Here is a 20,565-nt window from a genome sequence, read left to right as displayed (position 1 = left end):
GTCCGACCGCGTCACACGCCACCGCCGCTGGGCCGGAAGCGCCGGTCGTAGCCTGCAGAATACAAAGCGCTTTCACCAAAATCCTGCGAACCGAGCGCCGGACCGACAAGGATCAGCGCGGTCCGCTCCAGCCCCGAGGCCTGAACCTCGGCCGCGATCGAGCCGAGCCTCCCGCGCAGCACGCGCTCATCCGGCCAGGAGGCGCGGAAGACGATGGCGACGGGACAATCTGCTCCGTAGAACGGTGTCAGCTCGGCGACGACCTGCTCGATGACATGGATCGAGAGATGGATCGCTAGCGTCGTGCCCGAGGCGGCGAAGGTCGCGAGTTTCTCGCGCTCCGGCATCGCCGAGGCGCGGCCCGAGGTGCGTGTCAGAACCAGGGATTGCGCGACACCGGGCAGCGTCAGTTCACGCTTCAGCGTCGCTGCAGCCGCGGCGAAGGCCGGCACGCCGGGCGTGACAGTGTAGGGGATGCAGAACGCATCGAGCCGGCGCATCTGCTCGCCGCAGGCGCTCCAGATCGAGAGATCGCCCGAATGCAGCCGGGCCACGTCCTGCCCCGCTTCATGGGCGACCCGCATCTCCGCAATGAGTGAGTCGAGGTCGAGCGGGGCGGTGTCGACGATGCGCGCTCCGGGTGGACACCAGTCGAGCATGGTGCGCGGGATCAGCGAGCCGGCATAGAGGCAGACCGGGCAGGCGGCGATCAGGTCGCGCCCGCGAAGGGTGATGAGATCGGCGGCACCTGGGCCGGCGCCAATGAAATGGACAGTCATGACGTGCTCCGCGCCAGCGCGCAGGTGACGCGGGCAGTGGCGATCCGTGGCTGGATCAGCACCGATCCAGGGCCGGCGGCCGCGAGCGCAGCCGCCTCCGCGACGGAGCCGACGCCATAGAGAGAGGCGATGCGGGTCGAGCGTGTTGCACAGGCGGCCTCGTAGCCCTTGAGCGCTTCGTCGGGAATCGCGACGAGTTCGGCGTTGCGGCTCCGCGCTGTGGCAAGGAGACCCGCCTCGCGCGAACGGCTGGCGATGGTGGCGAGGCGCAACGCCGTCGGCGCCACGCCGGCTTGCCTGAGCGCCTGGTCGAGGCAGGCGAGAATATCCACCTCGCTGGTGCCCGGGCGTAATCCTATCCCCGCCACGATCACGGCTTCACCACCCGCCATTGTGTCACCGGCATCGCGGCGCGCCAGCCATGCATGCTGCCGATCGCGTCGAGATGGCTGACGCCGATCCGGCGCAAGGTGCCGCCATACGCGGCGTAGAGCGCTGCAAGCCGGGCTTCGCCCTCCAGCGTCACCACATTGGCAACGAGGCGGCCGCCCGACTTCAGCGCACCCCATGCAGCCTCGAAAACTCCGGACTCGGTGATGCCGCCGCCGATGAAGACCGCATCCGGGACCGGGCGGCCGGTAAAGCTCGCCGGTGCCGTGCCGATGGCGACCTCGATACGGAGCGCACCGAGGGTCGAGCCGTTGCGGGTGATCCGCGCAGCCCGCTCGGGCCTGGCCTCGAAGGCGATGGTCTGGTTGCCGGGATTGCGCAGGCACCATTCGAGCCCGACCGAGCCCGAGCCGGCGCCGACATCCCAGAGCAGTTCTCCGGCACGCGGCCGCAGGGCCGATAACGTGATCGCACGGATATCGGCCTTGGTGATCTGGCCGTCATGCTCGAACCAGTCGTCATCCAGTCCGGAGGCGAGTGGGAGGATACGCGCTTCGCGCTCTGCGACCAGATCCAGCGCGATCAGGTTGAGCGGGTCGACTGTGCCGAGATCGAAGGCCTGCGCCTTGCACTCGCGGATGCGTTCGCGTGGACCGCCAAGCGCCTCCATCACCACGAGCCGCGAGGCACCAAAGCCGCGCGCGCTCATCAATTCAGCTAGCTTTCCCGGGGTCGAACCGTCCCAGGACAGAGCGAGCATGCGCCGGCCGGGCTGCAGAAAGGGGATGATGCGTTCCAGCGCGCGACCATGCAGCGAGACGCGGCCGCATTCCTCTTGCGGCCAGCGCAGCCGATTGCAGGCGAGCGCGAAGGAAGAGAGCTGCGGATAGATCCGCATCTCGTCCGGGCCCAGCGCCTTCGCCAGGCCGGCACCGATCCCATAATGGAACGGGTCGCCCGTGGCGAGCACGCAGACCTTGCGGCCTCTCTGCGAGAGGATCAGCGGCAGCGCATTGCGGAAGGGCTGCGGCCAGGGCGCAGCCTCACCCGCAACCGGCCCGATCAGGGCGATATGCCGGGCGCCGCCATAGACGAGCTCGGCGCCTTCAAGCGCGGCAAGCGCATCCGGCGAAAGCCCGGCGCGGCCGTCTTCTCCAAGCCCGACGAGAGAGAGCCAGGGCTCGGCGGCCGAGGCGGATGCCCTCGACAGTTCGTCGGATTCAGGCGAAAACAATGTCATGACGGTCCTGATCCTCGGCGGCACCAGCGAAGCTGTAGCGCTTGATCAGCTTCTTGCTGACCAGGCGCCGGAAATCCGCGCGGTTGTCTCGCTGGCCGGACACACCTCCGATCCCAAACCCCTCAATTTGCCGGTGCGTGTCGGTGGTTTCGGCGGCATCGAAGGCTTGCGCCATTATCTCATAGAAAACCGGGTCGTCGCCGTGGTCGATGCCACGCACCCTTTCGCCGCCATCATGCCGTTCCACGCGGAGGCCGCCTGCAAGGCCGAGAACGTGCCGCTCATCGCGATCCGGCGTGAATCCTGGAAGCCCCGACCGGGCGATCGCTGGCGCTCGGTGCCGGACATTTCGGCAGCGGTCGAGACGCTGGGCAAGCCGCCGCGCCGTGTCTTCCTGACGGTCGGACGGCTGGAGCTGCCGGCCTTCGCCGATGCACCGCAGCACCACTATCTCGTCCGGGTGATCGAGCCGATCGGCGACCGCCTGCCGCTGAACGGCGTCAAGGTCATCCAGCAGCGTGGCCCCTTCGAGGCCGATGAAGAGGAGGACCTGATGCGCCGGGAGGGCATCGAGATTCTCGTCTCCAAGAATTCCGGCGGTCCGGCGACGGTCGGCAAGCTGACGGCGGCCCGCCGGCTTGGCCTTCCCGTGATCATGGTCGAGCGGCCGCCCAAACCCGATGTCGCAACCGTCGATCATATCGATCAGGTCCTGCCCTGGCTGGTGGCGCAGGGGATCTTCGTCACCGAACGCGGTGTGTAGACGATCGGCGCCTGGCCGGGGCGGGCGATCGTTCGCGTGCTCGAGGCACCGATCATCACCAGCGTTGCCATGTCGGCCGAGCCTGCCGCCCCCACAGCCTCGCTCATCGGCAATACGCGCAAGGCTTCGTCCGGCCGTCCCACCGCGCGCGCGAAGATCACGGGTGTTTCAGGCGCGCGATGCCGGGCCGCCAGCGCCAGGGCCTCGCCGAGCTGCCAGGGCCGAGCCTTCGAGATCGGGTTATAGAGCGAGATCACGAAATCGGCGTTCAGCGCCGCTTCCAGCCGCGCGGTGATCACGTCCCAGGGCTTGAGGTTGTCAGAGAGCGAGATCGCGCAGAAATCGCCGCCAAGCGGAGCGCCGGCCCGCGCCGCTGCGGCGAGCATCGCGGTAATCCCGGGTTCGACGCTGATCGGCAGGGCCAGCCAGCCGGGCTCGCCGGCCTCCAATGCCTCGAACACGGCGGCTGCCATCGCGAAGACGCCCGGGTCACCGCCCGAGACCACCGCGACCGTCCGGCCCTGGGCAGCAAGGTGCAACGCATAACGGGCGCGTGCGATCTCGACCCGGTTGTCGGATGCGTGTTTCGTCTGCCCCTCGCTGACCGCCAGTCGGTCCAGATAGGGACCGTACCCGACGAGGTCGGTGGCCGCTTCGAGCGCAGCTTGCGCAGCCGGTGTCAGCCAGTGCGGCTCTCCGGGGCCGAGGCCGACGATGGTGAGCGAGCCGCTCATAGCCGTCGGCCCTCGCCCGGAACGAGGATCATCGAGAAATAGGGGGCTGTGTCATCGGCCTTCTCATCGAGCCGGGTCACGACCTGCCCGGCCATCGTCGCCCGCTCGACATAGATCGCGCGGTGGATCAGCCCGGCTGCCTTCAGCGCACGGCGTACCTTCGGCAGGTTGCGGCCGAGTTTCATGATCACGGCCGCATCGGTATCGAGCAGACGGCGACCCAGCTCCGCTTCCGACAAGGTGCCGGGCAGCACGGTCATGACGTCGTCGCCCCACGTGATCGGCGCGCCCGCGCGGACCCAGGCGCCGGCCATGCCGGTGACGCCCGGCACGACCTCCGTCGGAAAGCGGTGGGCGAGCCGCCGCCATAGATGCATGAAGGAGCCGTAGAAGAACGGATCGCCGTCGCAGAGCACGGCGACTGTCCGGCCCGCCGCCATCTCGGCCGCCAGCAATTCCGCGGATTCATCGTAGAAGGCGGCGATCGGCCCGGTATAGCCATCCTCCGCGACCGGAACCTCGGTCGTCACTGGGAAGGCGAGCACGATCTCGCGCGCCGGATCCGGCGGGATCACCGCGTCGGCGGTGACGCGTGCATTGCCGCGACTGCCCTTCTTGCAGAAATGCACCAGCCGGTCGGCGGTCGCGATGATGTCGCGGGCCCGGACCGTCATGTAGTCGGGGTCTCCTGGGCCGAGACCGACGCCGAAGAGCAGGGTGCCCGGGTTCTGTGGTGAGGACCGGTCTATGCTCACCGGCTCACTCCTTCTCTTGCGCCAGGGCGTTGACGGCAGCGGCCGCCATCGCAGAGCCGCCGCGGCGCCCATGGACGACAAGGAAAGGCACGCGGCCATCCCGCGCCAGCGCCTGCTTCGATTCAGCCGCGCCGACGAACCCGACTGGGATGCCGATCACGGCTGCCGGCCTTGGCGCACCGGCATCGAGCATTTCCAGCAGGCGGAAAAGCGAAGTCGGGGCATTGCCGACGACGACCAATGCCCCTGCGAGATGCGGTCGCCACAGTTCCATGGCTGCCGCCGAGCGCGTCGTGCCGGCCTGCTTCGCCAGCGCCGGTACCTCAGCCTCGTCCAGCGTGCAGATCACCGCATTGCTGGCCGGCAGGCGGGTGCGGGTCACGCCATTGGCGACCATCTTGGCGTCGCACAGGATCGGCGCGCCGGCACGCAGCGCAGCTTCCGCAGCGTCCGTGAAATCGGCGGACATCTCGACGTCGCGCGGCAGGTCGGTCATGCCGCAGGCATGGATCATGCGCACCACGACGCGGGCGGCCGCACCTGAGAAGCGGGAGAGATCGGCCTCGGCCCGGATGATGGCGAAGGAGCGCTCATAGATCGCATCACCCTCGCGGATATAGTCGTAGCGCGTGTTCAAACCTGTGGTCCTGAAAGCCGGCCTGCGGTCAGGCGGGTGTGAATGTCCTGTCCCGGCTGCAGACGCTGCACAATCTGCGAAAGGTCAAGCCTCGCCATCGGCTTGTCCCGCGTCGTTCCGCCGACGACGACGTCATAGCGCCCGTCATGCCCGACCAGGGTGAGGTCGGCGGGGCCCGCATGCGCGCAGGATTTGACGCAGGCCGATAGATGCAGGCTGAGGCCCGCAGCGAGAAGCGAGGCTGCCGCCGCGGCCAGGACCGCGGCATCGCCCATCGTCTGCGTCTCGCCGCGCAGGCAGGCAGGCTTGCCGGAGCATGCCTGCACCGAGAGCCGTGGATCGGCGTCTCGGATGATCAGCCCCAGTGCCTCGCATCGTGCGGTGAGGCTCGCGGCGGCATTGTGCTCGAGTCCCAGGAAAGCCAGCCCGCGCCAGGGCGAAAAGCGGATTTCGCTGACGCCATGCGCGCTGGCGGCCTCGCATAGCCGCGACAATGTCCGAGTGTCCGAGCGGCCGAACGGCAGCCCCGCGATCAGGGCACAACGGGAGGCGCGCAACGCGAAGAGCCCGACCCGCCTCGGAGCGGAGCGAGCCGCCGGCGCAGCCGCCCGCGATATCGAACAGGCCTGGGTCAGCGCGCTAATCTGGTCGTCGTCGAGATCGCGCAGGCGATGGATCCTGTCAGGCGCAGCCCGCCGGTATGCCGCAAAGCCTGACAACAGCCCTGCCGTTACGGCGCCCGCATCATCGGATGCGACCGGACCAAGCCAGCCGCCTTGCGGCAGGCCGATCACGACGGAGCCCTGGTCAATCGCAACCACCCGCAGATCGCCGGCAAAGCCATCGAGTGCGAGTTCGCCGCCGCCATCGACGATGACGCTGGTCTTGGGCGGCAACCCTGAGATGGCGCGCCCCTGGCGTTCCAGCGATGCGGCCAGAATGGCGGCATCGATCAGATCGCCCGCATCCTGGCCGGCGAGCGGTGAGGCGAGCACGAGGCGCTGTGGCCCTGGCCCGCCGGCTTCGTCGACGAGCCGCTCCGCCAGCAAGGCCTCGACAAGGGTGGGATGGGCCTCCTGCCGCACACCCCTGATCTGGAGATTGCCGCGGCCGGAAATCTCGATGAGGCCATTGCCCGTCTCTTCGGCCAGATCCGTCAGGCGTCGCAATTGTGCGGGCTGCATCCGCCCGCCCGGCGGGTGCAGTCGCACGAGCCAGCCGTCCCCGGTTTCCATCGGCCGGAGCGTGCTCGGACACCAGCCGCGCCGGAGCGCTTGCTGCGTCGGGGCGATCATTCCGCCGCGTCCTTGCTGGTGAGGAAGGCGGCCACGGAATTGCGCCGGCTCTGCCAGAGGCCGCGCCGCTCGGCTTCCGTCAGCCGCGCGCGGATCGAGGCGGCCGCGGGCGCATTTGCCTGTTCCAGCGCGCTCCAGATGGCCGGGTCGGCGCAATAGGCCTGGAATACGGCGTCGAACAGCCCGTCCGAGACCGCGTCGGTGCTGGCCGCATAGACGAAGAGCGTGTCGATGGTCTCGGCGAGTTCGGCCGCACCGCGCCAGCCATGAGCAAGCTGGCCTGCGATCCAGCGCGGGTGGCAGAGCCGGCCGTGGACGATGCGCGCAATGTCCTCGGCCAGGGTGCGCGTCTTCGGTGCGTCCGGGTTGGAGCTGTCCAGGCTGTAGAGCGCCGCCTCGCTCCCGAGCGCCTGCGCCGCCGCTGCAAAACCGCCGATCACATCGGCGGCGCTCGTCGCTTCCAGAATGTCGCGCCCGGCCGTGTCGCTGATATGGACGAAGGCGTTTGCCGAGGCGACGCGACGCGCGAAGCCGGGATCGGCGCTGGCCACACCCTCCGCACCACCGAAGGCATGACTGCTGGCTGCGAGATAGGCTGCGCCAAGGTCGCCGCGGCTCTCCCATTGCCCATCGAGCGCGCGGTCGGCCATGGCCGCGCCGAAGCGGCCGGGTGCCGGGCCGAAGATGCGCGCGGCGTCTTCGCCGCGCCGGCGGGCTGCAGCAGGCTCGTTCCACTCATCGGCTTCGTCGAGCACCGCTACGGCACGTGCTGCGGCATCGATCAGCGCGATCTGACCTGGGAATGTGTCGCGAAAGGCGCCGGAGATGCGGATGGTGAGGTCGATGCGCGGGTGTTCGAGCCTGGCCTGCGGAATCACGGAAAATCCGGTCACGCGCGTTGAAGCGTGATCCCAGAGCGGCGCGACGCCCATCAGGGCAAGCGCATGCGCGATGTCCTCGCCGCCGGAGCGCAGTGTGGGCGAAGCCCAGAGATCCATCACGATCCGGCGTGGATAATCGCCGTGATCCTGGAGATGGCGTGCGATCAGCGACGCTGCGGCGCGCACGCCGAGGCGCGCGGCGGCCCGGGTCGGGATCGCGCGCGGATCGAGCGTCGAGAGGTTGCGGCCGGTCGGCAGCACATCGCTCTGCCCGCGATGCGGCGAGCCGGCAGGGCCGGGCGGAACGAACCGCCCGGCCAGCGCGCGCAGCAGGTTGTCGCGCTCGTTGCGGGATGACGCGGGATCATGCGCAGCCCGCCCGAAGACATGCAGCCCATCGCGGAAGGGCAGTTCGGCGATGTCGCAGAGATGCGCGTCGAGCTGGGTCAAGGCGCTCGCCATGTCGAGATCGGGCGTGACACCGCAGGCTTGCGCCAGCCCGCTTGCTTCGGCTCGCCCGCGGATTTCACGGGCAACGATCTCGGCGCGGCGCGGATCGAGGACCTGCGCTTGCGAAAATTCCTCGACGAGATCGCGCAGCAGCCCCACTTCGCCGGAGGCATCGGCATGCACCAGTTCGGGCGGGAGATGGCCGAGCGTCACGGCCGAAAGCCGGCGCTTGGCAGGAGCCGCCTCGCCGGGATCATCGACGACATAGGGGTAGATCACCGGCAGGCCGCCAATCGCAAGCCGCGGCCAGCAGCTTGGCGAAAGAGCCACCGCCTTGCCGGGCAGCCACTCGGTCGTGCCATGTGTACCGAGATGGATCAGCGCGTCGGCATCGGCAACCCGCCGGAGGCCGAGATAGAAGGCGAGATAGGCATGGCCCGGCGGCGCATCGGGGTCGTGATAGCGCGCCTTGCGGTCGGGCGTCGTGTCGCGCGGGGGCTGCAGCGCAATGGTAAGACGACCATAGCGGACCGCACGGAAACGGAAGGCCGAGCCGTCGCAGGCGCTATCCGCCTCGGGTTCGCAATGGGCCGTGACGAGTGCCCGGCGTGCCGCGTCGGGAATCGCTGCGAGCCAGACGCGATACTCGGCGAGCGGGACTGCAAACTCAGCCGGCCCTTCAGTCAACGCCTGCATCAAACGCGTGTCGTCACCGTGAGCGAGGTGGCCATTCCGGCTCTCCCCTGGCGCGTCCGGGATCACAGTCAGCGCGGATGGGGCGACATCGTATCCGGCCTGCGCCAGCAGTTCGCAAATGGCCGCGACACTGGCTGGGGTATCGAGCCCGACTGCAAAGCCGGCCCGCCCTCCGCGCGCCGGGTAGTCGGACATCACCAGGGCGAGCTTGCGCTCGGCGGCCGGTTTGCCGGCCAGTGCGATCCAGCCCGACGTGAGATCGGCAAGGGCGGCCACACCATCGCGATCAGGAACCAGCCGGCGGCTCGTCAGGCCGGTCCGTCCGTCCGTCATCTCCGCCTTGAAGGCGACGGGAAGAGCGCCCAGCCGCCCGTCGAATTCCGGCAGGGCCACCTGCATGGCGAGATCGGCCCCGGAAAGCCCGCGTGGCGAAGCCTCCCAGGCATCGCGCGGACTGCCGACCGGTACCGCCTGCAGAATCGGGCAGTCGGCGGCATCCAGCACGAAATCCGCGCTGTCGCGGGCCGAGAACGCAGTGGTGGTGATGATGGCGGCGGGCTTGCGTGCGGCGATCAAGGCCGCAAGTTCGCCGGTGACTGCCGGGTCCTTCAGGCTCGTCAGGGCCAGGATCAACGGGGCATGGCCGCGCGCGCTCACTGTCTCTGCGATTGCCTCCGCCATGGCGGTGTCCCCGGCGGCGACGCTGGAGCGATAGACCAGGACCGGGACCAGCGCATTCGCGACGGGGCACTGCGAGAGCGCTTCACGCCATGCCAGCGGAGCACCGCCCGCGCCAAGGGCGAAGAGCGAGGGCAGAGGGATGGGGGCGAGGTCGGACGCATCGCCTTCACCGCGAAGGAACGCATGCACCCGTCCGAGTAGCCGGCGCATATTCTCCGCACCGCCGCCGGCGCGGAAATAGGCGAGGAGCTCCGCAGCGAAACGCGGTTCGACGGTGCCATACTCGGCCAGCCGCTCATCAGGCCGGTCGTCGCCGGGCAGCACGACGAGCGGTATCCCGCCCCGTCGGCAGATTTCCGCAAGCTGCTCGATGCCGTAACGCCAGTAGTCCAGCCCGCCGAGACAGCGGATCAGCACGAAGCGCGAATGCGCCACCGTCTTCTCGACGAGAAAATCGACGGAGAGTGGGTGCTTCAGCCGGCGCAGCGAGGCGAGCCTGACAGCGAGCTCGCTTGCGCCGGCCGCGGCCGCCAGCGCCGAAAGGTCGCTGTCGGCGAATGAAAGCACCAGCACATCCCCCGGCGGCAGGGCGAGATCGACGGCATCTTCGCCGTCGTCGAGCCTGATCTCGCTTGAGGGGAGGAGGTGCATGGCTCAGCCCGCGAGGGCGGCCTCCACGGCCTTGCGATCGAAGCCCTTCAGGCCAATCACCACGAGCCGACCATCCTTGGCTTCGCCGGCCGTCCAGGCCCGGTCGTAATGGTGGCTGACCCGGCGGCCGACGCCCTGGACGACGAGCCGCATCGGCTTGCCCGGAATCGCGGCAAAACCCTTCAGGCGCAGCACGCCGTCGGCTTCAGCTGCCCTGGCAACGCGGGCCGCCAGCTCCTCGGGGGAGGTCGCAGCGGCGAGAGCGAAATCAAGGCTCTCGAAATCGTCGTGGTCGTGGTCCTCGGCGCTCTCGTGATGCGAGGGGCGTCCAGCGAGGTCGGCCTCGGCAGCCGCGTTGAGACCGACGATCAAGGCAGGCTCGACCTTGCCATGAGCCGTCTCGACGATCTTGATCGCCTTCGGCAGATGCGCGGCGATCTCGGCCTTGACGCGTTCGCGGCCGGCTGCATCGACGAGGTCGCTCTTGTTGAGCAGGATCAGGTCGGCGCAGAGGATCTGGTCCTCGAACACCTCTTCGAGCGGATTGTCGTGCCCGACCGCGGCGTCTTGGGCCGCCTGCGCGGCGAGAGCGTCCGGATCATCCGCGAACTGGCCATCCGCCACCGCCGGTCCGTCGACCACGGCGATGACGCCATCGACCGTGACGCGTGACCGGATGGCCGGCCAATTGAAGGCGTTGACCAACGGCTTCGGCAGGGCAAGCCCCGACGTCTCGATCAGGATGTGCTCCGGCGGGTTCGGCCGGTCGAGCAGCTTTTCCAGCGCCGGCACGAAGTCGTCGGCGACGGTGCAGCAGATGCAGCCATTCGGCAGTTCGACGATGTCCTCCGCCGTGCAGCCGGAAATGCCGCAGCCGGCGATGAAGGAGCCGTCGAAGCCGAGATCGCCGAACTCGTTGACCAGCACGGCGATGCGCTTGCCCCCGGCATTCTCCAGCAGGTGCCGGACCAGTGTGGTCTTTCCGGCGCCGAGGAAGCCGGTGATGATCGTGCAGGGGATCTTGCCCAGCGAGCGGGCTTGGGGAGCGTTCATGATCTCATCCTTGTTGGCGCGCCGGGAGAGGCGGTACGCGCGCGACCACGCCTTTGCGGAACGAAGCGGGTCTTTCTTTCCAGGGAACGATACCGTTTGCGCTGGCTGCAAAGCTCGCAGCTGCGTTAACGATTTCGGCGATATGGCTGTCTGCGTCGAGATCGCCGATCAGATAGGTCCATTTGCCGTCGGCCGCTAAGGCGACGGTGCAGGGGCGATTGCAGACCGCGAGGCAGTCGACGGGTTCGACCGGAAGCGTCCCGCCGTCGCGCGCAATGCGTTCGCGCAGCGCCTCGGCAAAACCAAGTCCGGGCTGGTCGTACCCCTCCGGCAGGTCCGCCCGCGCGCGCCGGCAGGCGACGCAGACGAAAATGGTGACATCGCCTTCGGGCATAGGCCGGTTCCTTTGCTTCCGGCGCGATCCCGTAGGATCGCGCTCAGCGTCAGGCTTTGGCCAGGGCTGCGGCACGGCGCGTCGCCCAGGGCCAGAGCACGCCGACGGCAAAGCCGGTGGCGAGCCAGAGGGCGGCCTGGAGCGCGAGCGAGAGCGCGGCGAAATGCGCTGCAATTTCGGCCGGGACCTTGCTCTCCGGGGCGGCAGGATGTGGTGCGCCGATCAGATGGGGAACGAGCATGGCAAGCACGGCAAGCGCCCGCAGCCAGCTCGTGTCTGCCCGCAGGAAGACCCAGAGGCCGCCGGCGGTGACGAGCGCCGTGGCGATCCACCAGGCCTGGCGGTGGAGAAGTTCGGCCGACGCGCTGCCGGGTAGTTCCGGCGCGAGCCCGGTCGCCGGCACCAGGCCGAAGGCCAGGAAGCCGCAAGCCGCCCAGATCAGTGCGGTCCGTTCCGTGATGGCATCGCCCGCTGCGATCATGCCGCCGAGCAGCAGGGCGGCAAAACCGATCGCGGTCGCAATGGTGACGATGGTGGTGAAGGCAGTGCGCTGCAAGCCATCCTGTGGCTTCCACTCGGCGTGGTCGGCTGCGTCGGCGCCGCCATGGGCAAGGACGATCCTGGCATCGCCGGTGAAGCTGGCGTGCTGAAGCTCGGCTGCGCGCAACGCCGTCTCAAAGGTTTCCGCCTTGAGGATCAGCGGCGTGGTGGTGACATGCTGGAGTGCTGCGACCAGAAGCCCAGCAAGAAGCCCGGCCAGAAGACTGACCGTGAGAACACGATTGACCATGGTGTCTTTCCCTCAGTGGCAGGGAAAGGCGAGGGTGTGGCGCGTGTCGTGGGCTGCGTTGTGAACGCTGGTCGAATGGGCGAAGCCGACGGTGAAGATCAGGGCCGCGCCGAGTGCCAGGGCAGCTGCGACAGCCTTGACGCGCTCGGAAGCGCTGGCCTGGGTGGTGATCGAAGCCGTATTCGTCGTCATCTCGGTCTCCTTGGCCACCCCGCCGGCAGCCCGTTGGATTGCATCACTCGCTGACGGCAGGTCTCCTGGCTCGCGGGTCCGGATCTCTCGCCGCCTTCCCGGGACAATCCCAGTGGCCGATGGCGCGAAACTCGCCGCTTACAGTTGCGGGGGCAGCCGCGGTATCGCACCGCGTTCCCTTTTCACCTCGTTGCAGAGGCACCGTCGGGGATGATCATTAGCCATCTGCACGGTGCTGTGCAATGCAGCGATCGTGATTGCGAGCGCAGTGAAGCGATGTGATCTCTTGTGGCCGGTCCCGGCTTGCTTCGCTGCGCTCGCCAGGTCCGTTCCTTAGGCTGATCTTCCCTGGGCTGAGATTTTGGCAGTGGCAGCGATCCTTTCCCCTCTCACCCTCGTTCTGGGCGGCGCCCGCTCCGGCAAGAGCCGCCATGCCGAGGCCCTGATCGAGATGGTGCCGGCGCCATGGATCTATCTCGCCACGGCGCAGGCCTATGACGATGAGATGCGCGCCCGGATTGTCGAGCACCGCGCCCGCCGGTCGAAGGAGTGGATGACCGTCGATGCTCCGCTGGAGCTGGCGGAGGCGATCCGCGCGGTTCCCGCGGGGCAACCCGTTCTGGTGGACTGCCTGACGCTCTGGCTGACCAACGTGATGCTGGCGGAGCAGGATGTGGCGGCTGCAGGCCGAGGACTGGTCGAGGCCTGCGTCGCGGCGCGAGGCCCTGTGGTCCTGGTCTCCAACGAGGTCGGGCTCGGTATCGTGCCTGAGAATGCGCTCGCCCGACGGTTCCGCGACGAGGCGGGGCGGCTGCACCAGATGCTTGCGGCGCGGGCCGACCGGGTGATCTTCATGGTCGCCGGTCTGCCGATGCAGGTGAAATGAGCAGGAGGTTCCGATGACGATCGATGCTGACGAGGCCGCCCGCCACAAGGCCAAGATGGAAAAACGCAAGGCGGTGCAGGACGCCGAGGTCGCCGCCAAGACGATCGAAAAGGGACTCCTGATCGTCAATACGGGACCAGGCAAGGGCAAGTCGACTGCCGCCTTCGGATTGATTCTGCGGGCTCTCGGCCATGACTGGCGCGTCGGGGTGGTGCAGTTCATCAAGGGCGCCTGGGCGACGGGTGAACGCAAGGCGCTCGACGCCTTCGGCGATCGCATCGTCTGGCACACGATGGGCGAAGGCTTCACCTGGGAAACGCAGGACAAGGCCCGCGACATCGCGGCTGCCGAGCGCGCCTTCGCCAAGGCGAAGGCGTTGATGGACGATCCGGAGATACGCCTGCTCGTGCTCGACGAGCTCAATATCGCGCTGCGCTACGACTATCTGCCGCTGGCTGAGGTGGTCGAGACATTGGCGAGCCGGCGCCCCGATCTGCACATCGTCGTCACCGGCCGCAATGCCAAGCCCGAGTTGATCGCCGTCGCAGACCTCGTCACCGAGATGACGCTGGTCAAGCACCACTTCGCGGCAGGCGTGAAGGCACAGGCAGGGATCGAATTCTGAGGCTAACGCATCGACCCGAAACGTGAATTGCAGCTTTCGGGAAAGTCGACGCAAACACAGAGGCTGAGATCGTCGGTCCCGATGCAAGGTCCGGTCCGACGAACTAGAGGGCGAGCGCGGTGACGGCCCCCGCAACGGCGAGCCCCCACAGGAGCAGGCACGCCCTCCGATAGAGAGCGAGCGCCCGCCGGATATCCGCCGCGTCCGCTTCGGCCCGGCCGTCCCCCATCCAGCCGTCATCGATCCTGACATCGCCATAAACGCGAGGCCCCGCCAGCCGGAGGCCGAGCGCACCCGCCATCGCGGCTTCCGGCCAACCGGCATTGGGCGAACGATGATGGCGGGCATCGCGTCGGACAGCTCGCCACGCATTGGCGGAGTCTGACCTTCGGTCGAGTGCGGCGGCTGCGGTCAGCAGCAGCGCGGTGAGACGAGAGGCGGGAAGGTTGACGAGGTCGTCGAGACGCGCCGCCGCCCAGCCGAAAGCGAGATGGCGCGGTGTCTTGTGGCCGATCATCGAATCGGCGGTATTGATCGCCTTGTAGAGCGCGCCGCCCGGCAGGCCGCCGACGCCGAGCCAGAGGGCCGGAGCGACGATCCCGTCCGAGAAATTCTCGGCAAGGCTTTCAATCGCCGCGCGGGAAACCCCGGCTTCGTCGAGGGTTTCGGGGTTGCGGCCGACAATCATCGAAACGGCCGCGCGACCGCCGGCGAGGCCATCCCGCTCCAGCCCTTCGGCGACGCGCGCGACATGCTCGTGCAGGCTGCGCTGTGCGATCAGGCTGGAGGCGAGCAGTGCGAGCGGTAGCCAGCCAAGCGGGCCGAGGCCGCGGCAGAGCAGGGTCAGCGCCCATGTGATGGCGAATGTGGCGGCAAGCAGCAGCGCGAGGGCGAGGCTGCCGGCCGCCTTCCGCACCATGAAGGAGGCGCTCTCGCGATTGAGCATCCGGTCGAGCCAGGAGATCAGCGCACCGATCCAGGTGACGGGATGGCCGATCAGCGCATACAAGCCCTGGGGATAGCCGAATCCCGCCTCGATGATCAGCGCGGCGGCGAGAAGCGGCAGGGAATCGGACAGGCTCATGCGGGGCGGGAATGGCTGAGGCGGCGGGCAAGGTCTGGCATGGTGGCGATCTGGCGCAGGCGAAGGCGCTGTTCCCGGAGGCGCCCGAGCCATGGATCGATCTTTCGACCGGGATCAATCCCATCCCCTATCCGGTTCCCGAGCTGCCGTTAAGCCTCTGGCAGCGCCTGCCGGGAGTGCGGGACGAGGCGGCATTGCTTGCTGCGGCCCGCGAGACGTACCGGGTGCCCGAGACGGCCGGCATCGTCGCGGCGCCCGGCACTCAGATACTGATCGAACTGCTGCCGCGTCTTGCGAGCATCGGGCCGGTCGCCGTGATCGGTCCGACCTATGCCGAACATGCGGTGGCCTGGCGCAAGGCGGAGATGGACGTGCGGGAGAGCGCAACGCCCGCGGAGGTAGGCGGCGCGGGCGTGGTCGTGCTGGTCAATCCGAATAATCCCGATGGGCGGGTGATCGAGCGCGCGCAACTCACGGCGGTTGCGCGCGACCTGGCCGGACGAGGCGGGTTGCTCGTCATTGACGAGGCCTTCATCGATTTCATGCCCGAGGCGAGTCTGATCCCGGATCTGCCACCGGCGACGCTGATCCTGCGCTCCTTTGGCAAGACCTACGGGCTCGCCGGCTTGCGTCTGGGTTTCGCGATCGGCGAGGTGCGCCTGACGGAGGTCTTGCGGGCGGCGCTCGGTCCCTGGGCCGTCGCGGGGCCGGCGCTTCATATCGGGGCGCAGGCGCTCGGTGACTCGGACTGGCTCGCGGCGGCCTCTGGTGCCCGGGCCAGCGATGCCGCCCGTCTTGATGCCCTGCTGGCGTCGCGAGGTGTGATTGTCGGCGGCACCTCCCTGTTCAGGCTGTTGGCGACGCCGGACGCACCGGCACTCTTCGCCCATCTCGGCCGCCACGGGATCTATGTCCGTCGCTTTCAGAACAACGCGAGCTGGCTACGGCTTGGCTTGCCCGGCGACGAGGCGTCCTGGCAGAGGCTCGCCACTGCGCTGGCATCCTTCCTGCCTCCTTGCGCCGCCTAGAGGCGCAGGCACGGAACGCCGGCCAAGGCATCGGCCCGAAATGTGGATTGCGGTTTTCGGGAAAGCCGATGATCTAAACTGGGTTTCGTCATCAGGGGGATGCAATGACGTCTTGGCCGCAGGAAACTGAACTCACGATCGGCTTCGCGCATGCCGCCTACCAGCTCGGAGCGGAGTTCGCTGCGCGGGGGCGCCCCGCGAGGAGCTTTGAGGTTCGCAGCTTCGAGGAACTCAAGGCGCGCGCACCCGAAGCCGATGTCCTCGTCGTCTCCGGTCTCTGGCGCAACGAGCTGATCGCTGCCTGCCCGCGCCTGCGTTTCGTCCAGTCGATCAGCGCCGGCACGGATCAGTTCGATAAGCCCGCCTTCGCCACGGCGGGCATTCGCCTCGCCAGTGCGCAAGGGGGCAATGAGCGCGCCGTTGCCGAGCACGCCATGGCGCTCATCCTGGGCCTCACCCGTCAGATCCATCTCGCTCGCGACAACCAGATGGCAAAGCACTGGCGGCCTATGATCGGCGATCGCGCCCGGCGCGAGGACGAGCTCGGCGGCAAGACGATGGTCGTTGTCGGCCTTGGACGGATCGGCCTGCGTTTGGCGAGGTTGGCTGCGGCCTTCGGTCTGCGCATCATCGGCGTGCGCCGCAGCGAGCGGGCCGAGCCCGGCATCGACGCGATTGTGGCGACGGACAAGCTGGGCACGGTACTGGCCGAGGCCGACATCGTTGCGTTGACCTGTCCGCTGACGCCCGAGACCGAAGGACTGATCGGCCGCGAGGCGCTTGCCGCGATGCGTCCGGGCTCTCTCCTGATCAATGTTGCGCGTGGCCGCGTCGTCGACGAGGCGGCGCTGCTGGAGGCACTGGGCTCGGGGCGCCTGGCTGGCGCCGGGCTCGACTGCTTCCATGACGAGCCGCTCCCGCCGGCCTCACCCTTCTGGGGCCTGCCGAACGTCATCGTCACCCCGCACAGCGCCGGCGAGACGCGCGCCTATGAGGCGAATGTCGTCGACATCCTCCTCGACAATCTCGACCGGCTGGCGCGTGGCGACGCTGAGTTGCGCAACCAGATCGTTTAGAACATCGGGCCGGATATCGCTTCCGGTCCGTGGATCCTGGCTTCTGTGGTCGCATCGGATTCCCCGAGAACCGCAATCCACTTCTCGGGCCGATGCCTTGGCGGGGGTTCGCTTAAAGCATGCTGCGAAAAAGTGGCAACGTTTTTCGCATCAAACATGCTCTAAACCATTAGATTCGATCACGTTTTCTGCGCTTGGACGATTTCGTCCCACCGCAGCGTGATCTAGGCCTCGTGCAGCCTGCGGTAGATGCCGTCGGCCTTGACCAGATCGGCATGGCTGCCCTGCTCGGCGATGCCGGTCGAATCCACGACCACAATCCGGTCGGCATCGCGGATGGTCGCGAGACGATGCGCGATCATCAGCGTGGTGCGGCCCTGCGACAGGTCCGCGAGCGATTGCTGGATGGCGCGCTCGGTTTGCGTATCCAGCGCCGAGGTCGCCTCGTCCAGGATCAGGATCGGCGGATTCCTCAGGAAGATGCGAGCGATGGCGAGGCGCTGCTTCTGCCCGCCTGAAAGCTTGACCCCGCGCTCGCCGATGATGGTGTCGAGCCCGTCTGGCATCGCCGCGATGACCTCGTCGAGCCGTGCGCGCCGCGCGGCGTCGACGATCTCAGCCTCGCTCGCCTCGAGCCGGCCATAGGCGATGTTCTCGCGCATCGTGCCTGCGAAGAGGAAGACATCCTGCTGCACGATGCCGATCTGCCCGCGCAGCGAGGCCAGCGTCATATCTCGGATATCGATGCCGTCGATGGTGATGCTTCCGCCGCTGACTTCGTAGAAGCGCGGCAGCAGGGAGCAGATCGTCGTCTTGCCGGCCCCTGACGGGCCAACGAACGCGATCGTTTCGCCGGGCTTGATATGCAGGTCGATGCCGCTGAGCACGGGGCGGCCGGTCTGATAGGCGAACGAAACGCCCGCATAGCGGATTTCGCCCGAGAGTCTCGGCGCGGTCACCGCGTTCGGGCGGTCGGCGATATCCGGCTCGGTGTCGAGGAACTCGGTATAGCGCCGGAAGCCGGCAATGCCCTTCGGATAGGTCTCGATCACCGAATTGATCTTCTCGATCGGTCGGAAGAACACGGCGATGAGCAGCAGGAATCCGACGAAACCGCCTTGGCTCAGGCTGCCGGTGATGACGAGATAGCTGCCGGCGACCATCACCACCATCTGGGTCAGCCGCATGCTGAGATAGCTCAGCGAGATGGTCGCCGCCATGATGCGGTAGGCATCGAGCTTGGTCTGGCGGTAGTTCTGGTTGTCACGGGCGAAAAGCCGCCGCTCGTGCTCCTCGTTGGCGAAGGCCTGGACGACGCGGATGCCGCCGACATTCTCCTCGATGCGCGCGTTGAAACTGCCGACCCGCCCGAAGAGCTGCTGCCAGTTATGCGTCATGCGCCCGCCATAGCGGCCGGTCAGCCAACCGGTCAGCGGCACGATCGCGGCTGTGACGAGCGCAAGCTCGGGGCTGACCATGAACATCAGCACGAAGGCGCCGAACAGGGTCATGATCGCGATGAACAGGTCTTCGGGCCCGTGATGCGCGACCTCTCCGATCTCCTCGAGGTCCTTGGTGAGGCGGGCCACGAGATGGCCGGTCTTCTGGTTGTCGAAGAAGCTGAAGGAGAGCTTCTGCAGATGGTCGAACGCCTTCCGCCGCATCTCGGTCTCGATATTGATGCCGAGCATGTGGCCCCAATAGGTCACGATCGCCATCAGCCCGCTATTGAGCAGGTAGATCACCAGCAGTGCGGCGGCGCAGGCGAGGATCAATCCCCAGTTCTGGCCGGGCAGCAGCCAGTCGATGAAGAACTTCACCGCGATCGGGAAGGCGAGCTCGAGCAGGCCCGACAGCACCGCGCAGGAAAAATCCAGCAGGAAGAGGCCGCGATGCGGTGCGTAATAGGCGAAGAAACGGCGAAGCATGATGACGATGTCTTTTCAAATCCGGATCGCGGTTCGGATCGGGCGTCCTCGCTCCGGATCGCGCACGACTATCCGCGGGTCCAGAGGCCGGAACGGGGCCGGCCCCTTCTATAGGCTGTGGCGTGCCGGGGCGGAATGCCGGCAATGCATGGCCGGGCACTGATCACTCATCGGCAAGGCTGGGGCCCCTGCGCTCTGCCGCGCTCCAGACAGGCCAGGTCAGCGGTTGTAACGCACCGGCACCGCGAGCGAGATCGTGCCGCCCCCGCCCACGCCGGCGGGAGGCGCCGGGACGGGGCTTGCCCTGCGGATCATGCTGACGGCCTCCTCGTCGAGCGTGGCATCGCCGGAGCTACCGGCGAGTCGCGCGGACAGGACACGCCCGCCCCGATCGATCGAGAAGGCAATCTGCACCGTGCCGGGACGCGCGCCGCCCGGGAAGCGCTTGTAGCGGTTGAGATGGGCGATCAGCATGCCGCGCCACGACGCCGTCGAGGCGGAGGGCGATGCAGCGGAGCCGGTTGGTGCGGAGGACGGAGCAGCGGCGGGAGCGGCCGAGGCGGGGGGCGCGGCGGCCTCCTTGGCCCGCGGCTTCTCGCGCTCGACCGGCTTGCGGCGCTCGGCGACGCGTGGCTTGGGCGGCGTCGGCCTGCGTTCGACGACCTTCGGCTTCTCGGGGGCAGGCGGAGGCGGGGGAGCGAGCACAGCTGCGGCATCGGGCAGCTGTGGCAGTTCGGGCAGCTTGATCTCAGGCTCGGGCAGATGGACCGGCTCGGGTGTCACCTCGGGCTCCGGAGGCGGCTCCGGCTCCTTGATCGGCTCGGGGACAGGCTCCGGGGTGGGCGGGGGCGGCTCGGCCTCGGTCGCCTGAGGGGCAGGGGGCAGGTCGGCAGCGGGCGCCTCGGGCGCAACGGAAACCGCGGCAAGCTCGATCATCACGGCAGGCTCGGGCGCGCCGGCCGCAGCCTCTCCCGGCCGCCAGCTCAAGGCCAGCCAGGCAATGCCGCCATGGGCCGCCACGACGACGAGCCCCGCCGAGCTCCAGCGCAGCAGCGCCGGCCAGACGCGTCGCGAGACGCCGCCATCAACAGGCCCGGTCTTCATGGCTTTGCACCCGCACCCGGCACGGCCACCTGGCCGGTATCCTCGAGCCCGACCAGCGCGATCTTCAGATAGCCGGCATTGCGCAGGAGGTTCATCACATCCATCAGCTCGCGATAGGCGACGGTCCCGTCGGCGCGCAGGAAGACCCTCTGCTCACGGTCGCTGCTGGTTTGCCGGTCCAGGACACTCTGCAGCGTTTCGCGCGGGACAGGATCGTTGCCGAGCGCGAGCGAGAGATCGCCCTTCACGGTAAGAAAGACGGGCTTCTCGGGGCGCGGCTGCGGCTGCGCGTTGGAGACGGGCAGATCGACGGCGACATCGACGGTGGAGAGCGGGGCCGCGACCATGAAAATGATCAGCAGCACGAGAATCACGTCGATGAAGGGCGTGACGTTGATCTCGGAGACCTCAGCCAGATCGCCGTCCTGCGGATCCTTGAGCGAAACGGCCATC

21 protein-coding genes and 1 riboswitch are annotated in these 20,565 nt (G+C 68.0%); of the genes, 5 read left to right on the top strand and 16 right to left on the bottom strand.

Features of this window, described 5'->3' with window-relative positions:
* Nucleotides 1–11: 11 nt before the first annotated feature.
* Genes cobM through BIWAKO_RS06720 form a run of 3 tightly spaced genes read right to left on the bottom strand, consistent with a single transcriptional unit; the run spans nt 12 to nt 2,409 of the window.
* A complete protein-coding gene (gene cobM / locus BIWAKO_RS06730) occupies nt 12–779 on the bottom strand; it encodes a precorrin-4 C(11)-methyltransferase (RefSeq protein ID WP_069877880.1) in 768 nt (255 codons plus the stop codon).
* Nucleotides 776–1,171 carry a cobalamin biosynthesis protein gene (locus BIWAKO_RS06725; protein WP_069877879.1) on the bottom strand — a complete coding sequence of 132 codons (396 nt, stop codon included), beginning with the start codon at nt 1,169–1,171 and terminating at the stop codon, nt 776–778. The genes cobM and BIWAKO_RS06725 overlap by 4 nt, the downstream gene beginning before the upstream one ends.
* Nucleotides 1,150–2,409, bottom strand: coding sequence for a bifunctional cobalt-precorrin-7 (C(5))-methyltransferase/cobalt-precorrin-6B (C(15))-methyltransferase (locus BIWAKO_RS06720; protein ID WP_069877878.1), 1,260 nt, complete (start codon nt 2,407–2,409; stop codon nt 1,150–1,152). Before BIWAKO_RS06720 ends, BIWAKO_RS06725 begins: the two co-directional genes overlap by 22 nt.
* On the opposite strand from BIWAKO_RS06720, the gene BIWAKO_RS06715 reads away from it, so the two are divergent.
* Complete coding sequence (locus BIWAKO_RS06715) at nt 2,408–3,172, top strand: cobalt-precorrin-6A reductase (protein ID WP_069877877.1); 765 nt, start codon at nt 2,408–2,410, stop codon at nt 3,170–3,172. The two genes, BIWAKO_RS06720 and BIWAKO_RS06715, sit on opposite strands and share 2 nt — an antisense overlap.
* Here BIWAKO_RS06715 and cobJ read toward each other — a convergent pair.
* The 9 genes from cobJ to BIWAKO_RS06670 are packed head-to-tail and all read right to left on the bottom strand — an operon-like array spanning nt 3,115 to nt 12,381.
* Nucleotides 3,115–3,906, bottom strand: a complete 792-nt coding sequence (cobJ, locus tag BIWAKO_RS06710) for a precorrin-3B C(17)-methyltransferase (RefSeq protein WP_069877876.1) — start codon at nt 3,904–3,906, stop codon at nt 3,115–3,117. The genes BIWAKO_RS06715 and cobJ overlap by 58 nt on opposite strands.
* A complete protein-coding gene (locus tag BIWAKO_RS06705; protein WP_274533576.1) occupies nt 3,903–4,661 on the bottom strand; it encodes a precorrin-2 C(20)-methyltransferase in 759 nt (252 codons plus the stop codon). The genes cobJ and BIWAKO_RS06705 overlap by 4 nt, the downstream gene beginning before the upstream one ends.
* 4 nt (nt 4,662–4,665) lie before the next feature.
* Entirely contained in the window at nt 4,666–5,298 is a 633-nt protein-coding gene (locus BIWAKO_RS06700) for a precorrin-8X methylmutase (protein WP_069877875.1), read from the bottom strand.
* Nucleotides 5,295–6,593, bottom strand: coding sequence for a precorrin-3B synthase (gene cobG / locus BIWAKO_RS06695; RefSeq protein ID WP_069877874.1), 1,299 nt, complete (start codon nt 6,591–6,593; stop codon nt 5,295–5,297). The genes BIWAKO_RS06700 and cobG overlap by 4 nt, the downstream gene beginning before the upstream one ends.
* Nucleotides 6,590–9,952, bottom strand: coding sequence for a cobaltochelatase subunit CobN (cobN, locus tag BIWAKO_RS06690; protein WP_069877873.1), 3,363 nt, complete (start codon nt 9,950–9,952; stop codon nt 6,590–6,592). The genes cobG and cobN overlap by 4 nt, the downstream gene beginning before the upstream one ends.
* A 3-nt stretch (nt 9,953–9,955) precedes the next feature.
* Nucleotides 9,956–11,005, bottom strand: a complete 1,050-nt coding sequence (gene cobW, locus BIWAKO_RS06685; RefSeq protein WP_069877872.1) for a cobalamin biosynthesis protein CobW — start codon at nt 11,003–11,005, stop codon at nt 9,956–9,958.
* Nucleotides 11,006–11,009: 4 nt separating this feature from the next.
* Nucleotides 11,010–11,399 carry a DUF1636 family protein gene (locus BIWAKO_RS06680; RefSeq protein WP_069877871.1) on the bottom strand — a complete coding sequence of 130 codons (390 nt, stop codon included), beginning with the start codon at nt 11,397–11,399 and terminating at the stop codon, nt 11,010–11,012.
* 49 nt (nt 11,400–11,448) lie between these two features.
* A complete protein-coding gene (locus BIWAKO_RS06675) occupies nt 11,449–12,189 on the bottom strand; it encodes a CbtA family protein (RefSeq protein ID WP_069877870.1) in 741 nt (246 codons plus the stop codon).
* A gap of 12 nt (nt 12,190–12,201) precedes the next feature.
* Nucleotides 12,202–12,381, bottom strand: a complete 180-nt coding sequence (locus BIWAKO_RS06670; protein WP_069882234.1) for a CbtB domain-containing protein — start codon at nt 12,379–12,381, stop codon at nt 12,202–12,204.
* Between the two features lie 38 nt (nt 12,382–12,419).
* A riboswitch (cobalamin riboswitch) is annotated at nt 12,420–12,602 on the bottom strand.
* 140 nt (nt 12,603–12,742) lie between these two features.
* On the opposite strand from BIWAKO_RS06670, the gene cobU reads away from it, so the two are divergent.
* On the top strand, nt 12,743–13,267 hold the full coding sequence (cobU, locus tag BIWAKO_RS06665) for a bifunctional adenosylcobinamide kinase/adenosylcobinamide-phosphate guanylyltransferase (protein ID WP_371331852.1): 525 nt from the start codon (nt 12,743–12,745) through the stop codon (nt 13,265–13,267).
* A gap of 13 nt (nt 13,268–13,280) precedes the next feature.
* Nucleotides 13,281–13,892, top strand: a complete 612-nt coding sequence (gene cobO, locus BIWAKO_RS06660; RefSeq protein WP_069877869.1) for a cob(I)yrinic acid a,c-diamide adenosyltransferase — start codon at nt 13,281–13,283, stop codon at nt 13,890–13,892.
* A 103-nt stretch (nt 13,893–13,995) separates the two neighbouring features.
* On the opposite strand, the gene cbiB is transcribed toward cobO, so the two are convergent.
* Nucleotides 13,996–14,976: an adenosylcobinamide-phosphate synthase CbiB gene (gene cbiB, locus BIWAKO_RS06655; RefSeq protein ID WP_069877868.1), complete on the bottom strand. Its 981-nt coding sequence runs from the start codon at nt 14,974–14,976 to the stop codon at nt 13,996–13,998.
* 11 nt (nt 14,977–14,987) lie between these two features.
* Here cbiB and cobD point away from each other — a divergent pair, with 11 nt between their 5' ends.
* Nucleotides 14,988–16,004, top strand: a complete 1,017-nt coding sequence (gene cobD, locus BIWAKO_RS06650) for a threonine-phosphate decarboxylase CobD (protein ID WP_069877867.1) — start codon at nt 14,988–14,990, stop codon at nt 16,002–16,004.
* Between the two features lie 104 nt (nt 16,005–16,108).
* Entirely contained in the window at nt 16,109–17,080 is a 972-nt protein-coding gene (locus BIWAKO_RS06645) for a D-2-hydroxyacid dehydrogenase (protein ID WP_069877866.1), read from the top strand.
* A 224-nt stretch (nt 17,081–17,304) separates the two neighbouring features.
* On the opposite strand, the gene BIWAKO_RS06640 is transcribed toward BIWAKO_RS06645, so the two are convergent.
* The 3 genes from BIWAKO_RS06640 to exbD form a co-directional block, all read right to left on the bottom strand.
* A complete protein-coding gene (locus BIWAKO_RS06640; RefSeq protein WP_069877865.1) occupies nt 17,305–19,008 on the bottom strand; it encodes an ABC transporter ATP-binding protein in 1,704 nt (567 codons plus the stop codon).
* 219 nt (nt 19,009–19,227) lie between these two features.
* Nucleotides 19,228–20,112 (bottom strand): energy transducer TonB, encoded by an 885-nt coding sequence (locus tag BIWAKO_RS06635; protein ID WP_069877864.1) that lies wholly within the window; start codon nt 20,110–20,112, stop codon nt 19,228–19,230.
* Complete coding sequence (exbD, locus tag BIWAKO_RS06630; RefSeq protein WP_069877863.1) at nt 20,109–20,564, bottom strand: TonB system transport protein ExbD; 456 nt, start codon at nt 20,562–20,564, stop codon at nt 20,109–20,111. Before exbD ends, BIWAKO_RS06635 begins: the two co-directional genes overlap by 4 nt.
* Nucleotide 20,565 lies beyond the last annotated feature (1 nt).

The organism is Bosea sp. BIWAKO-01 (assembly GCF_001748145.1).
Taxonomy (GTDB): domain Bacteria; phylum Pseudomonadota; class Alphaproteobacteria; order Rhizobiales; family Beijerinckiaceae; genus Allobosea.
This window is presented reverse-complemented; position numbering and strand designations above follow the sequence as displayed.